The organism is Nocardiopsis oceani, from assembly GCF_054777395.1.
The window spans coordinates 23,020-37,735 of the sequence record NZ_BAAHAR010000034.1; the positions used below are offsets into that span (position 1 = coordinate 23,020).

Consider the following 14,716-nt stretch of genomic DNA (forward strand, 5'->3'; position numbering starts at 1 on the left):
GCGGGCGGCCCGCGGGCCCTACGGGGGTCCGCGCGTACCGCCTTGTCCTGCTTCACCACGCTATGGTGCGTGCGCCTTCTCACTCCCGGAACCAGCCGCTCGCCCCGGAACCCCCGAGCCCTTCCCCGGCCCACAGCTGGACGGGTACGGGCGAACGGCGACCGGGGCGCTGGCGCCGGGGCCCGGGCCTTCCGTACGCTGGCGGCCCGCCCGCTTTCGTGAGGAGTCACGGTTGAAGACCACCCGACGGGACGTACCGGAGGAAGAGCACACCCGTTTCGCGCTCGGCCTGGACCGGGAACTGCGGGCTGACGGGGCCTCGCACGTGTGGTCGCCCTACTCGGCCGGGACCGTCCTGGGGCTGCTGACCGCCGGGGCCGGGGGCCGCACCCGGCGGGAGCTGACGGACCTGGTGGCACCGGTCCGCGGCGGCTTGGACGGCCATCTCGCCGCCCTGAACAGCGCGGTGGAGGCCGAGAACGGGCTCGACCTGGGCACCCTCAACGGCCTGTACGTTCCCGCGGACCTGCCCCTGCGCGCGGAGTTCGAGGAGCTGGTCAGGGGCCAGGCCAACGCCGAAGTGGACCAGGTCGACTTCCGAGGGGACGCCGAAGGCGTGCGGAGGAAGGTCAACGACCGGGTCTCCCAGGTCACCCGCGCTCTGGTCCCCGAACTCCTCTCCCCCGGGACCGTCCACCCGGACGTGCGGATGCTGCTGGTCAACGCGCTCTGGGTGAAGCTGGCGTGGCGTGATCCGTTCGAGGCCGCACAGACCAGGGACCGCCCCTTCCACGCCCCGTCCGGAACCCACCGGGTCCCCACCATGCACCGCACCGGCCGGATGACCTGCTCCGAGCACTCCGGCTGGCGAATGGTGAGCTTGGCGGGCGACCACGGTCTCACCCTGGACGTCATCATGCGGCAAGGCTCTCGCGCCGAACGCTCCGCCCTGCCGCACCTGGATCACGAGGCGCTGTCCGGGCTCTACAAGAACCGCCGCGACGAGCAGGTGAACCTCGCCCTGCCCCGGTTCGCGGTGAGCGCCAAGGCGGAGCTGCTCGAACCGATGGCGGACTCACCGGCGCGCGTGCGCGACCTGGCCACCGACCAGGCCGACTTCGCCGGGATCAGCTCCGAGCCGCTCAAGGTGGACGCCATCGTCCACCAGGCCGTACTGACCGTGGACGAGAAAGGCGCCGAGGGGGCCGCTGCCACCGCGGCCGTGATGGTCATGTCGGCCGCCTTCCCGCCCAAGGCGAAGGACTTCGCGGTGGACCGGCCGTTCGTGTTCGTGCTGCGCCGCCACGAGGCCGTCCTGTTCATGGGGCGGGTCCTCGACCCCGAGGACCCCGGACCCGCCTAGGGCATGCAGCCGGGTGCCCTTCCCCGGCACACTTCCTCAGTCGGGAGCCAGAAAGGCGCTGGTGGCCTCGGCCACGGCCTCCAGGGCCTGTTCGTCGGTCAGTTCCGGCTCGTTGTCGCTTGGCTGCTCGCCGTAGGCCCCGAACTGGGCGTGGTTCATGCCCTCGACCGCCACCATCGTGGCGTCGGCCGGAAGGTTCACCCGCCACACGTCGACGTCGTCCGGCGCGACCAGCGGGTCCAGGTCACCGGAGACCGACAGCACCCTCAGGTCGTCCCGGTCGGCCAGCCCCGCGTCCTCCGTGGCGTAGGACGCCCAGAGGATGAGCCCCTTCCACCGGTCCTCGGTGTCGTCATCACCCAGGTGGAGCGCGGACATGGCCCCGCCCATGGAGTGCCCGCCCAAGTACCACTCGGAGACCTCCGGGGCCTCCTCCACCGCACTGTCGGCACGGTCGACGTCGAGCACCGCGAGGTTGAGCCGAAGGTCAGGCAGGACCACCGTGACCCCGGTGGCGGCCACCACCGGCGCCCAGCTGGCCACGTAGGCGTCGGCTTCCACCCGTGCCCCCGGGTAGAAGACCACCCCGGTCCCCGACGGCTCCTCCGCGGGAGTGATCACCACGGCGTCCTCCCCCCGCTCCACATTGATGGCTGGGTCGGCGGCGGCCCGCGCCAGTGGATCCGGTTCGGCACGGTAGGCGCTGAGCCCCCAGACCACGAAGGCCACCGCAGCGATGACCAGCACCACGAGGACACCCGAGACCATCCACAGCAGGTACCGGAGCCAACTCTTTCTCTGAGTCCTACGGCCTTGCGTCATGCGGCCTTTCCATCGGGTCCACCGGGCAGCCCGTCGTTCACGTATCGAAGACCTCGAAGGACGTGGCCAGCGGCACCCCCGCCTCCGCGCCGGAGCTTTCCGCACCCTCCCGCAGGAAGCTCCTCTGGTCGAAGCCGTCCAGGTTGGCCAGGTACACCTCGTGCGCGTCCAGGGAGGCGATACCCGCCGCCAGGTCCTCCTCGCTCAGCTCCACGTAGTGGGTGGGGTCCGGAGCAGCACCGAAGGCCACGAAGCGCACGCCCGACCACGGTTCCTGGCCCTCCACCAGCTGCTCGGTGAACACCCAGCGGTTGGCGGCGTCCCGGACCGCGTCCAACAATGCGGGGCCCAGCACCCGGTGGTCGGCGTGGTTGAACCCGGCCACCCCGGCGAAGTGGTCGCGAAAGTTGATGGAGACGATGATGTCGGGTCTGTGCTTCCTGATCGCACCGGCCAGGGCGCGGCGCAGGGGCAGCCCGTACTCCAGGGTCCCGTCGGGGAAGTCCAGGAACTCGACCGTGGCAGCACCGACGGCGGCAGCCGAGGCGTGTTGTTCGGCCATCCGCAGAGGACCGGAGGCTCCGGGGTCGAGCGAGTCGATCCCGGCCTCGCCCTTGGTCACCAGGAGTTCGACCACGTCCTTGCCCTGGCCGGTCCACCGGTTGAGCGCCGAAGAGGTGCCGAACTCCAAGTCGTCGGGGTGGGCCACCACCGCCAGGGCCCGGTTCCAGTCCTCGGGGAGCGGCCGGGGGGCGCTGTTCTGCGTTGTCTGTTCCATAGAACACACAGTACGGAACCGCGCCCCCAGGACACGGTTGTCCACAGGCCGAGTTGCCTCAGGAGCTGCTGGCAGGGCCTTCCGAAGAACCATTGGGCGAGCTGCCCGCGTTGCCGCTCTGGGCGGCCTGCTGCGCCTTGCGCTGCTTGGCGGCCTCGTCCATCTGCTCCTGGATCTTCTTGGGTACCGTGATCTGCAGCAGCTCGCTGGGCGGCGCCGGCTCGTCGCCGCGCACCACCACGATGTTGGCGAAGAGCTGCTCCACCTCGGCCATCATCTCCGGCTTGGATGCACCCTCGCCGCGGATCACACCGCGCAGCACCCAGCGGGGACCGTCGACGCCGATGAAGCGCACGCGCTGCCCCAGCTGCTTGCCGTCCTCCGTCTTCTTGCCCTTGATCGGGATGAGCGCCTGGAGTTCGGGGCCGAAGGTGCCTTCGTGGTCCTCGACCTTGCCGCCCTGGGAGGTGACCTGCTCGCGCAGTTCGTCACGCATCTCGTCCCAGAGCCCGGAGGACTTGGGCGCGGCGAAGGGCTGCACCTGCAACGCGGTCTTGCCGCGCACCAAGGTGACCCCGATGATCTTCTGCTTGTTCTGCTTGTCCTGGGCCACGTTCACCTGGATCTCGGTGCCCTGCTGCATCGGCAGGAGCATGCTGCCCAGATCCATCCGTTCGGCCTCAGGGGCGTCCTCACCGGAGTCCCACGGTCCGGTCAGCCGGTACTGGTCCGCGTCCTTGGCGGGCTGTGCAGGGGCACGCTCAGGCTCGATCTCATTGCCGAACGAGACCGCGCCCGCGGCACCCTGCCGCGTCGGCTGGGCCTCCGTCTCCGCGGCTCTCTCGGTCTCTTTGTCCCGCTTCTTGCGGCGGCGTCCAAACACGCCTTCACCTCTCCGCTTCTTCCGTAGGTCCCGGGATCACACCGGGGGGTTGGGGGATGGCCACCGCTACGCGGTGTGGCCCCCGGTCGAACCGAAACCACCCTCACCACGCGGCGTTTCGGGCAGCGAGTCCGCCTCGACGAACTCCGCCCGCTCCACACGCTGGATCACCATCTGCGCGATCCTGTCGCCCCGCGCGAGCTTGACCGGGGCGTCGGTGTCGGTGTTGAGCAAGGTCACCCTGATCTCGCCCCGGTATCCGGCGTCGACCGTGCCCGGGGCGTTGACCACGGTGACCCCGTGCCGGGCCGCCAGTCCGGAGCGGGGGTGCACGAAGGCCGCGTACCCCTCGGGCAGGGCGATGGCCAAGCCGGTGGGGACGGTGGCGCGCTCACCGGGAGCGAGGACGACGTCGGTGGCGGTGTACAGGTCCGCCCCCGCATCACCCGGGTGCGCGTACTCGGGCACGGGGAGGCCGGGATCGAGGCGACGGACCGTGACCGGGATCCGTCCGCCTTCCAGGGATGAGGTACTCACATTCGCCGAGCCTATCGGTCCCGGAGCGCTGCCTTGGTGCGCAGCGTGCCCGTGGGGCCGTAGCGGGCCCCGCGGTCGGTTGGAGCACACCCTTGACGGCGACGGGGCGGGCCCGGGCGAACCCGGACCCGCCCCGTGGACGTCGGTACTACTCGGCGGTGCCTTCCGGCCGTGTTACTCGGCGGACTCGGTCGGCTCCGGCAGCGTCACCTCGACGGTGAGCTCGCCGTCGTCGGTGGCCTCGAAGTCGATCCCGGCGGCGCGGCCGGCGGCGGCGATGTCCCCGGAGGCCGTACGAGCGGCCCCGGCCTGCTTGCCGGACACCTTGACGTGCTCGACCTCGGCACGCATGGACAGCTTGGCCTCGGACTTGGCCTTGCGGACCGCTCGTAGGACCTCGGCGGTGGCGGCCAGGACGACCGGGTCACCGTCGGAGGCGGCGGCACGGTACTCGGCGCTGTCGGGCCAGGCCTGGGCGTGCACCGAACCGTCCTGCCACCAGCTCCAGACCTCTTCCGTGACGAAGGGGACGAACGGAGCGAACAGCTTGTGCAGTGCACCCAGGGCGATGAGCAGCGCCGCACGGGCCGAGGCCCCCTCGGCGGACTCTGTGTCGTAGGCGCGGGTCTTGACCAGCTCCAGGTAATCGTCACAGAAGTCCCAGAAGAAGCGCTCGGTGCGCTCCATGGCCCGGGTGTGGTCGTAGGCGACGAACGCGGCGGTGGCGTCCTCGACCACGTCGGCCAACGCGGCCAGCATCGCCCGGTCCAGGGGTTCGGTGACCCGCGCAACGTCGCTGGTGGCGTTCTCACCGGCGACGGACATGACGAACTTGCTGGCGTTGAGGATCTTGATCGACAGCCGCCGGCCGATCTTCATCTGGCCCTCGTCCATGGCGGTGTCCGTGCCCAGACGGCCGCTGGCCGCCCAGTACCGGACCGCGTCGGAGCTGTACTTCTCCAGCAGCGCCACCGGGGTGACGACGTTGCCCTTGGACTTGGACATCTTCTTGCGGTCCGGGTCCAGGATCCAGCCGGAGATTCCGGTGGTGCTCCACGGCAGGCTGTTGTTCTCGAAGTGGGCGCGGACCACGGTGGAGAACAGCCAGGTGCGGATGATGTCCTGGCCCTGCGGACGGAAGTCCATGGGGAAGACCCGCTCGAACAGGTCCTGGTCGCGTTCCCACCCGGACGCGATCTGCGGGGACAGCGAGGAGGTCGCCCACGTATCCATGACGTCCGGGTCGCCCGCGAAGCCGCCGGCCTGGCCGCGCTGCTCCTCGGTGTACCCGGCGGGCGCCTGCGAACTGGGGTCGACGGGCAGCTGGTCCTCGGCGGGCAGCAGCGGCTCGTCGTAGTTCGGGTTCCCTTCGGCGTCCAGCGGATACCAGACGGGGAACGGGACGCCGAAGAAGCGCTGGCGGCTGATCAGCCAGTCGCCGTTGAGGCCCCCGACCCAGTTCTCGTACCGCTGGCGCATGTGCTCGGGGTGCCAGGTGAGCTCACGGCCGCGTTCGATGAGCTGGTCGCGGATGTCCTCGTCCCGGCCGCCGTTGCGGATGTACCACTGGCGGGTGGTGACGATCTCGAGGGGCTTGTCACCCTTCTCGTAGAACTTCACCGGATGGGTGATGGGCGTGGGATCGCCGACCAGGTCGCCGCTCTCCTTGAGGAGCTCGACGGTGCGCTCGCGGGCGGTGTGGGCGGTGGCCCCGGCCAGCGTGGCGTAGGCCTCGCGGGCGGCCTCGGAGTCGAGGCCCTTGGGCGGTTCGGCGATGACGCGGCCGTCCCAGCCGATGATCGGACGGGTCTCCAGCTGCAGCTCGCGCCACCAGGTGACGTCGTTGGTGTCGCCGAACGTACAGATCATCGCGATGCCGGACCCCTTCTCGGGATCGGCGAGGCGGTGCGGGTGGACCGGGACCTCGACGCCGAAGACCGGGGTGGTCACGGTGGTGCCGAACAAGTCCTGGTAGCGCTCGTCGTCGGGGTGGGCGACCAGGGCGACGCAAGCGGCCAGCAGCTCGGGACGGGTGGTCTCGATGTGGACCGAAGCACCGTCCTGCTTGTGGAAGGCGACCTTGTGGTAGGCGCTGGGGCGCTCCCGGTCCTCCAGCTCGGCCTGGGCGACGGCGGTGCGGAAGGTGACGTCCCACAGGGTGGGCGCCTCCGACATGTAGGCCTCGCCGCGCGCCAGGTTGCGCAGGAACGCGCGCTGGGCGGCGGCGCGGGAGTTGTCGTCGATGGTGGCGTAGGTGTGCCGCCAGTCGACGCTCAGCCCCAGACGGCGCCAGGTGGCCTCGAAGACCTTCTCGTCCTCGACCGTGAGGATGTCGCACAGCTCGATGAAGTTGCGCCGGGACACGGGGACCTGGCGCTTGGGGTTCGGCTTCTCCGGCGGCTGGAAGTCCGGGTCGTAGGGGACCGCGGGGTCGCAGCGGACACCGTAGTAGTTCTGGACGCGGCGCTCCGTGGGCAGGCCGTTGTCGTCCCAGCCCATGGGGTAGAAGACGGCCTTGCCGTTCATCCGCTGGAAACGCGCGACGGTGTCGGTGTGCGTGTAGGAGAACACGTGGCCGATGTGCAGAGAACCCGACACCGTGGGCGGCGGGGTGTCGATCGAGAAGACGTCTTCGCGGCTGCGGGTGCGGTCGAAGTGGTAGACGCCGGACTCATCCCATACGTCGACCCACTTCGCCTCGATACCGTCCAGCGAAGGCTTGTCGGGCATGCGGAAGGAATGAGAGCGGTTGGTCATGGGCCAATGCTAGTGCTCCCACGACCCTGGTCGCTCCCGCTTTTCCACCCCGTCAGGGGAAACCCGCGTCAATCCCGCCGCGGCCACCGCTGCGAAGGTCCGGCCACCGTGAAAGGATTCCCATGCAGACGGTGCGCGCCCTCGCGCACCATCGTACGCACAAGGGAACGGTGAACGATTCACATGGCTAAGAAGGACGGTGAACTCGCCCCGGCCGTGATCGGCCTCGCAGCGGGATTCGCGGCGGAGTTCGTCACTCGCAAGGCACTGACCTTCGCGTGGACGCGTGCGACCGGTGAGGAGCCGCCGACGGACCTGGAATCCCCCGACGTCAGTTTGGGGCGCGCCCTCAGCTGGGCCGTAGTGGCCGGTGTGGGTGTCGAGGTGGCCCGTGTGCTGGCCGTGCGTGCCGCCCGCAAGCAGATGGTCGGCTCCGGTGAGCGCGACCTGGAGGTCTGAGCGGACGCTCCGCCGGGGCGCACCGCGGCGACGGTGGACGGCTCACCACACGAGGGGTCAGGCTCGCGTGTGGTCGGCCGTCCGCCGTCGCGCCCCACGGTTCTCACGGTCGGTCTGACGACCCCGTGCGCGCCGCCGCGCGGGCCCCGAAGTCACGGGGTCGGCGGCGTCGGGGGTGCTCAAGGTCGCGGCGGTGGTGGGGAAAAGACGCGCGATGCGCCCCCGAAGGGGACGCATCGGATCGCGGCTCTGGTTCCCATCGGTCGTCACCGACGGTCGAACATGACCTGTCCGGCACCCCTCACCGTCCTCACAGACTGCGGAGAGCGGCGCACGGACCCGCCTGCCGCCAGTCTCAGACGCACTCCTTGCAGACCAGCTGACCGGCGCGCTGCTGGGCGAGCTGACTGCGGTGGTGCACCAGGAAGCAGCTCGAGCAGGTGAACTCGTCAGCCTGTCGGGGAAGCACGCGCACCGCGAGCTCCTCGCCGGACAGGTCGGCACCGGGCAGTTCCATGCCCTCGGCCACCTCGTCGGGGTCGACGTCAATGGTGCCGGTGCCCTTGTCCACGCGCCGCGCCTGCAGCTCCTGGAGGCTGTCCTCGTTGATGTCCTCGTCAGTCTTGCGCGGGCTGTCGTAGTCGGTGGCCATCTCTGCTAACTCCATCCCCCTCGTTTAGTGCCTCGTCGCGCGGGTGTAACGCTTGAGAGACCTTCGTTGTGCCCGATTCGGCCGATGAGTTTTCCCGATGTCGCTGGACTGTGCCCCCTCCCGGGTCACTGTCCACAGGTCAGCAGTACATTCACGAGATTGTGACCGGAGGCGGCCAACGTTGTCGGCCCCTCGGCGATCGTTCTCTCTGTACTACCCAACGTCAGGTGTCTCGTAGACCTGAAAACACGTTGCTCCCACATGCCGGACAAGCCTGGAGCACTCCCCCGAGTACGGGCGAAAACCCGGACATGCCCACGTCAGGAGGGATTCCCTCCGTGTCCACGCCCGGGGAAGCATACCCACCCCGAGTCGGCGCTCGTGACAGGGGTAGGCGTGTCTTCGGACACGTATAGATACCACGAAGCGCCACCTTGCGCAGCTCGGCCCCCTCCGTTAGCGGCGATCGGTGCTGTCACCGGGCTGTCCTGGGGGCACCGGCAGGCACACCGTGATGACCAGACCGCCGCCGGCACGCGGCCAGGCGGTCACCACGCCGTCATGGGCGCGCACCACCGAACGAACGATGGACAGGCCCAGACCCGAGCTGCGCCCCGAGCCCACCCGGTCGCCCGAGGCGCGCCGGAACGGTTCGAAGAGCCCCTCGATCTCGTAGGCCGGGATGACCTTGCCGGAGTTCTCCACCTGGACCGCCGGCATGCCCTCGTACATACCGCTGCGCACGGTGATCTCGCCGTCCTTGACGTTGTACTTGAGGGCGTTCTCGACGAGGTTGGCGACCAAGCGCTCCAACAGGACAGGGTCACCCTTGACCGAGGCCGGGCGCAGGTCCTGGCGGAGGGTCAGGTCGGACTGCTCGATGTCCGCTGACAGCTGACTGAGCACCGTTCCGGCGACCTCGCCCAAGTCGACCTTGGCGTTGACCTCGAGTTCGCGGTCGCTCTTGGCCAGGAAGAGCAGACCGTCGATGAGGCGCTCGTGGCGGGCGTTGGTCTCCAGGAGGGTGTTTCCCACGCTCTTGAGGTCCGCTGAGACGTCAGGGGCGCTCAGGGCCACCTCCAGGAGGGTGCGGTTGATCGCCAGAGGGGTGCGCAGCTCGTGCGAGGCGTTGGCGACGAAGCGGCGCTGCCCGTCGAAGGCCCGGTCGAGGCGCTCCAGCATGCCGTCGAAGGTGTCGGCGAGTTCGCGGATCTCGTCGTCGGGCCCGGAGAGGGCGATGCGCTCGTGCAGGGAGCGCTCGGAGAGCCTTCGGGCGATGCGGGTGATCTTGTGCAGGGGCGAGAGCGCGCGGCCCGCCACCGCGTACCCCAGGCCGACGGCGAGCAACCCCACGAGGAACAGCGCGAGCAGGGAGAACCGGGTGACGTGCGTGAGGACCTGCTCGATGTGGTGGCTGTTCTCGATCAGCTCCGCCGGACTCTCCTCGGTCATGAGCGCGTTGAGCAGGACGGCGACGACCAGGTAGTTGACCAGGACCAGCAGGGAGCCCGCCGCGAAGAAGAGCATCCCGTAGATCAGGGTGAGGCGGGCGCGCAGGCTGAGGTTGTCGGTGAAGCGGTGGACGGTGGCGCGGGCGGCGGAGTGCCCGGCCCGTTCCCCCGCCGGCGAGACGGAGTTCAGGCTGCGCCAGGTGCCGGTGTCCCCCGGCCGCGTGGGTTCGACCTGTCCTGGTTCTGGGCGCTCCGCCGGTCTCACAGGCGGTACCCCGCCCCCGGAACGGTCTGGACGACCGGAGGGTCACCGAGTTTCTTGCGCAGAGTCATGACGGTGACCCGGACGACGTTGGTGAAGGGGTCGGCGTTCTCGTCCCAAGCCTTCTCCAGGAGGCCCTCCGCACTGACCACGGTGCCCTGGGCGCGCATGAGCACCTGCAGCACGGCGAACTCCTTGGGGGTGAGCGAGATCTCCCGGCCCTCGCGCCGGACCTGGTGGTTGGCCGGGTCGAGGGTGATGCCGTGGCGCTCGAGCACCGGCGGCAGCGGAGGTGCCGAGCGGCGGCCCAGAGCGTGGACCCTGGCGATGAGTTCGGGGAACGCGAAGGGCTTGGCGAGGTAGTCGTCGGCCCCGATGGTGAGGCCCTCGACCTTGTCCTCGACGCCGTCGGAGGCGGTGAGCATCAGGATTCGGCCGGTGTAGCTGTCGTTGACCAGGGTGCGGGCGACATCGTCACCGTGGGTGCCCGGCAGGTCCCGGTCGAGCACGACCACGTCGTAATCGTTGACCGCGGTGTACTCCAGAGCGGTGTCCCCGTCGTAGACGGTGTCCACCGCCATGGACTCCCGGCGCAGCCCAACCGCCACGGTGTCGGCCAGGACCCGTTCGTCTTCGACCACGAGTACGCGCAACGGATTGTCCTTCTAGAGCGTCGGTACCTGGAAACAAAAAAAGGGGGCCGCTGCCGGCGCATCCCCCAACACACCGGCAGCGGCGTTCTTGGTCCCGGCCGCGTCATCCGTTCTCTCACAGACGAGGTAAGGAGGCGGTAAACCCGACGCGAACCCCGGGAGGGTCCACGCTACTCCTCAACCCCGCCGTGCGGCGGGCGCTGGACCGGGAGCTGCAACTCCCCTGCGCACGGGGTGGCCGCCGCCGACGAATCCCCCAACCGTCGGCGGCGGCTCAACCCCGCACATCTCAAATCTGACACATCAAGAATAAGAAACGAGTAAGCATCAGGGCCCGATCGCCACATGTGTCCTACAACACTCTTTCCCGGGGCTTGCCCGACGTGTCGGCCAGGCGCGCCGCCACCCCGGCGACAGGCGCCCACATCACCGCTGACACGGCCTTTTTCTCCTTGTGGAAGCGACCCGTCTCCCCGAAACCGTCACGGAAAAACTCGTACGGGGGGGCTTAGGTTTGGCGTGGATCACAGTGCGGTAGAGGTAGTGAGGTGCGCGCGTGGACACCGGGGCCCTGCCCGGACCGCGACGGGCACGCATGTCACAGGGTCGTGACGGCTTCGATTCGTGCGGACGCACAGGCGTGCGCAAATTCAGATGTACACCGGTGCACTGTCATGCCCCGGTGTCTACCCCTGGGAAGAGGTGCAATGGGCGAGTTCATGGCGGCGATCAAGGTCCGTATCAACGAGACCTATCGGTCGCTCGAGTCGGCGCAGGCCGCCGGGGACGACTTCCTCGCGGACACCCACGCGTCTGAACTCGAGGATCTGTACCGCATCGCGGCTCGCAACGGCGTCGACGCCCACTCCTAACCGGAGCGGCCGATACGGCCCCTGACCCCCGAGGGGGATCTGGGACGACAAACGTCGAAGCGGGGCGGGCAGCCCCCGGGAGTCCGACCCCGCCTCTTTCGTGCCCCGGACACCAGAGGTGTCCGGGGTTTTCGCTGCCCGGGCGCCCCTTCTGGACGGCCCTAGCGCCTCAGCCGTCGGAGTCGGCGCCCAGCGGCGCCAGGAGCGCGTCGAGGTCCTCGTAGAGTCCGGGACGGGCCGCGATCACCAGATCGTTATTGGGCGGGCCCCCGTGGAGCCCGCCCACGCGCACACCCGCCTCGCTGGCGACCAGCCCCGGGGCTGCCCAGTCCCAGAGGTGGAGCCCCCGCTCGTAGTAGGCGTTGTAGCGCCCCGTTGCCATGCCGGTGATGTCGACCGCCGCCGATCCGCCCCTGCGGATGTCCCGGATGTACGGGACGACCCCGGTCAGGACCTTGGCCTGATGTGCCCGGCGTTCGGCGAAGTAGCCGAACCCCGTCGCGACCAAGGCCTGGTCGAGCGGCACCCGGTCGGGTGCGCGAAGGGTCCGGCCGTCACACCGGGACCCGCCGCCCAGCACTGCCTCGAACATCTGGCCGTGCGACGGCAGGGAGACCGCGGCCGCGACGACGGCTCCGTCGATCTCCGCGCCGATGGCCACGCCCCAGTCGGGGCTTCCGTACAGGTAGTTGACGGTTCCGTCGATGGGGTCCACCACCCAGCGCACTCCACTGGTGCCCTCGACGCCGCCGCCCTCCTCCCCGAGGACGGCGTCCCCGGGACGGGCCGCGAGCAGCCGTTCCCGGATCAGGTCCTCGGTGGCGCGGTCCATCTCGGTGACGACGTCCGTGGGACTGGACTTGGTGTCCAGGACGGTGATGCCCTCCTGCCCCTTCGCCGCGAGCTCGCCGGCCTCCGCCGCCACGGCGACGGCGAGGTCCCGCAGCTTCTCGGGATCGGGTGGGGACTGGATGGTGGTCACTGGTGCCCTCCTGCTCGTGGCCGTCCGGGCGCTCGTGCCCGGACGCTTCCGCCACCGAACCCTATGCGCCGGGCCCTCCATCCAACCCCCTGCTCCCAGTCCCTGCTGTCAGCGGAAGACCCCCGGCACGGAGGCCGGGGGTTCTCTCGGGGGTTTGGAGGTGGAGGTTCAGAGCAGCTCGGGCTTGGTCCACTCCTTGCCGTGGACGTGGTGATCGAGGAAGGCGAAGATGGTCTCGTACCAGACCTGCGCGTTGCCGGGCGTCAGGATCCAGTGGTTCTCGTCCGGGAAGTACAGGAACTTGGCCTCGACTTCGTGGAGGAGGAGGTCCCGCCACAGCCGCAGGCCCTCGCCGATCGGCACCCGGTAGTCCTTGTCGCCGTGGATGACGAGCATGGGGGTGCGGATCTTGTCCGCGTGCAGGTGCGGAGAGTTGAGTTCGTAGCGCTCCGGCTGGGCCAGCGGGGTACCGAACTCGCTCTCCCACACCGGCGGGTAGTCGGTGGTGCCGCTGAACCCGTCCAGCTGCCACAGGGAGGCGTGCGAGACGATCGCCTTGAACCGGTCGGTGTGCCCGGCGATCCAGTTGGCCATGTAGCCGCCGAAGGAGCCGCCCATCATGGCGGTGTGCTCGGCGTCGATGTCCTCACGGGCCTCGGCGGCGTCGGTGATCGCCATGACGTCGGCGTGGGTGCGAGGACCCCACTGGCCCCAGGCCCGGCGGAGCATGTCCTGGCCGTATCCGGTGGACAGCGCGGGGTCCGGAAGCAGGACGGCGTAGCCGCGGGCGGCCAGTAGCCACGGGTTCCAGCGCCAGGACCAGCCGTTGAAACTCAGGTAGGGGCCGCCGTGCACCCAGAGCATGAGCGGGGCGGGAGACTCGGCGGAGGCCTCCTCAGGCAGCACCAGCCACGACCGGATCCGGGTGCCGTCGTCGGCGGTGGTCTCGATCTCGGTGAGGCTGCCCGGCATGGTCAGCTCGGATCCGGGCGTGCGCAAGTAGGTGGGCTGGCCGTCGGTGGCGTCGGCGTCCAGGCGCACCGGGGTTGGCGGGGCGTCCCAGGCGTCGCGCAGCGCGTAGACGAAGCGGCCGTCGGGGGACGGGTTCAGCTCACTGTAGGCGCCGTGGTCCCCGGTGATCCGGGTGAGCGAACCGGTGGCCGCATCCACGCGGAAGACCGGTCGGCGGCCGTTCTCGTCGGCGATGAGGAAGACCGTGTTGGAGTCCGCCGACCAGGCGAAGCCGCGCGGCCAGAGTTCGTGCTCGGGAATCAGGTCGCGGCCCTCACCGGTGGCGAGGTCGGTGATCCACAGCGTGGTGTTGCGGGGCTCGCCGTCGTAGCTTCCGTCGTCGCTGGCGCAGGTCAGGACCTTGGCGCCGTCCGGGGAGACCAGAGGGCTGCCGAACTCGAACGCGGAGTCGGGGCCGCCCGCGACGGTACGGCGTTTTCCGGTGCCCACGTCGACGGCGACGACCTCGTCCCGGCGGGCCCCGCCGGAGGAGGGCACCGCCCATCCCGTGAGCAGGGTGGAGCCGTCGGGGGTCAGTGCCGGGGAGGATCCGAGAAGGGCCATGCCCGCGTCGGGGGTGAGGTCCTTGGGGTCGCCGAGGCGGGCGTCGTCGCTCTCGGGCGGGGTGGCCGTGAAGTACCGGGGGTGGTCCGGGCCGATGTCGCGGTCCCAGGAGCGGACGGGCAGGGACTCGTGGAGGATCGCGGTGACTCCTGCCTCCTCGCGGGCCTTGCGGGCCTCGGTGTCGGCCTCGTCGTCCTCGGAGCCGGGCAGGACCGACGCGGAGAAGACGACCAGGCCGGAGTCGCGGGCGACCGTGAAGGCGCCGATACCGCCGGGCCTGGAGGCGACCTGGCGGGCCTCGCCGCCGTCCGCGGGCAGGAGCCAGAGTGCGGCTTTGGGCTTGTCCTCGGCTTTGGCCTCGGGGTCGGGGCGGCCTGTGCTGAAGAGCACCGAACCGTCGGGGAGGAACTCGGCGCCGGCCTCGCCTTTGGTGGAGCGGGTCAGGCGCCGGGGGGAGCGACCGCCTTCGGATTCGGGGGCGGTGTCGATCTCCCAAAGGGCGCTGCGGAAGGACTTGGCGTCCGGGGCGATGTCGCTCACGGGTGCGACGAGACGGGTGCCGTCCGGGGACAGGCGCAAACCGTTCACGCGGCGCAGTCGGACGTACTCCGGCAGTTCATACCAGGAACGCACCAAGACAGAATCTCCTCAACCGTCGACTTGTGGTCAG

General features: G+C 69.8%; 13 protein-coding genes. 3 read left to right on the forward strand and 10 right to left on the reverse strand.

Features of this window, described 5'->3' with window-relative positions:
• Nucleotides 1-232 precede the first annotated feature (232 nt).
• Nucleotides 233-1,363, forward strand: a complete 1,131-nt coding sequence (locus tag ACYVDG_RS20615; RefSeq protein WP_460755705.1) for a serpin family protein — start codon at nt 233-235, stop codon at nt 1,361-1,363.
• Nucleotides 1,364-1,399: 36 nt separating this feature from the next.
• Here ACYVDG_RS20615 and ACYVDG_RS20620 read toward each other — a convergent pair whose 3' ends face one another.
• From ACYVDG_RS20620 to valS, 5 genes are all read right to left on the reverse strand, one after another.
• Nucleotides 1,400-2,185 (reverse strand): alpha/beta hydrolase, encoded by a 786-nt coding sequence (locus tag ACYVDG_RS20620; RefSeq protein WP_460755710.1) that lies wholly within the window; start codon nt 2,183-2,185, stop codon nt 1,400-1,402.
• A gap of 37 nt (nt 2,186-2,222) precedes the next feature.
• Entirely contained in the window at nt 2,223-2,963 is a 741-nt protein-coding gene (locus tag ACYVDG_RS20625) for a PIG-L deacetylase family protein (RefSeq protein ID WP_460755713.1), read from the reverse strand.
• A 58-nt stretch (nt 2,964-3,021) separates the two neighbouring features.
• Entirely contained in the window at nt 3,022-3,846 is an 825-nt protein-coding gene (locus ACYVDG_RS20630) for a DUF3710 domain-containing protein (RefSeq protein WP_460755718.1), read from the reverse strand.
• A 66-nt stretch (nt 3,847-3,912) separates the two neighbouring features.
• A complete protein-coding gene (gene dut / locus ACYVDG_RS20635; protein WP_460755724.1) occupies nt 3,913-4,383 on the reverse strand; it encodes a dUTP diphosphatase in 471 nt (156 codons plus the stop codon).
• A gap of 174 nt (nt 4,384-4,557) precedes the next feature.
• Nucleotides 4,558-7,140 carry a valine--tRNA ligase gene (gene valS / locus ACYVDG_RS20640; RefSeq protein WP_460755727.1) on the reverse strand — a complete coding sequence of 861 codons (2,583 nt, stop codon included), beginning with the start codon at nt 7,138-7,140 and terminating at the stop codon, nt 4,558-4,560.
• Between the two features lie 183 nt (nt 7,141-7,323).
• On the opposite strand from valS, the gene ACYVDG_RS20645 reads away from it, so the two are divergent.
• Nucleotides 7,324-7,599 (forward strand): DUF4235 domain-containing protein, encoded by a 276-nt coding sequence (locus ACYVDG_RS20645; protein WP_460755731.1) that lies wholly within the window; start codon nt 7,324-7,326, stop codon nt 7,597-7,599.
• A 355-nt stretch (nt 7,600-7,954) separates the two neighbouring features.
• On the opposite strand, the gene ACYVDG_RS20650 is transcribed toward ACYVDG_RS20645, so the two are convergent.
• The 3 genes from ACYVDG_RS20650 to ACYVDG_RS20660 all read right to left on the reverse strand — a co-directional run bounded on the left by ACYVDG_RS20650 (nt 7,955) and on the right by ACYVDG_RS20660 (nt 10,617).
• Nucleotides 7,955-8,251 (reverse strand): DUF4193 domain-containing protein, encoded by a 297-nt coding sequence (locus tag ACYVDG_RS20650; RefSeq protein WP_460755950.1) that lies wholly within the window; start codon nt 8,249-8,251, stop codon nt 7,955-7,957.
• Between the two features lie 456 nt (nt 8,252-8,707).
• Entirely contained in the window at nt 8,708-9,967 is a 1,260-nt protein-coding gene (locus ACYVDG_RS20655) for a sensor histidine kinase (RefSeq protein ID WP_460755735.1), read from the reverse strand.
• The gene (locus tag ACYVDG_RS20660) at nt 9,964-10,617 is read right to left on the reverse strand and encodes a response regulator transcription factor (protein WP_460755738.1); all 654 of its coding nucleotides are present in this window, start codon (nt 10,615-10,617) and stop codon (nt 9,964-9,966) included. Before ACYVDG_RS20660 ends, ACYVDG_RS20655 begins: the two co-directional genes overlap by 4 nt.
• A gap of 707 nt (nt 10,618-11,324) precedes the next feature.
• Between ACYVDG_RS20660 and ACYVDG_RS20665 the strand changes: the two genes are divergently transcribed.
• Nucleotides 11,325-11,489 (forward strand): hypothetical protein, encoded by a 165-nt coding sequence (locus ACYVDG_RS20665; RefSeq protein WP_460755741.1) that lies wholly within the window; start codon nt 11,325-11,327, stop codon nt 11,487-11,489.
• A 169-nt stretch (nt 11,490-11,658) separates the two neighbouring features.
• Here the strand turns inward: ACYVDG_RS20665 and ACYVDG_RS20670 are convergent, their stop codons facing one another.
• Together ACYVDG_RS20670 and ACYVDG_RS20675 are read right to left on the reverse strand one after the other, a co-directional pair.
• The gene (locus ACYVDG_RS20670) at nt 11,659-12,471 is read right to left on the reverse strand and encodes an inositol monophosphatase family protein (protein ID WP_460755744.1); all 813 of its coding nucleotides are present in this window, start codon (nt 12,469-12,471) and stop codon (nt 11,659-11,661) included.
• 168 nt (nt 12,472-12,639) lie between these two features.
• On the reverse strand, nt 12,640-14,682 hold the full coding sequence (locus ACYVDG_RS20675; protein ID WP_460755748.1) for a S9 family peptidase: 2,043 nt from the start codon (nt 14,680-14,682) through the stop codon (nt 12,640-12,642).
• Nucleotides 14,683-14,716 lie beyond the last annotated feature (34 nt).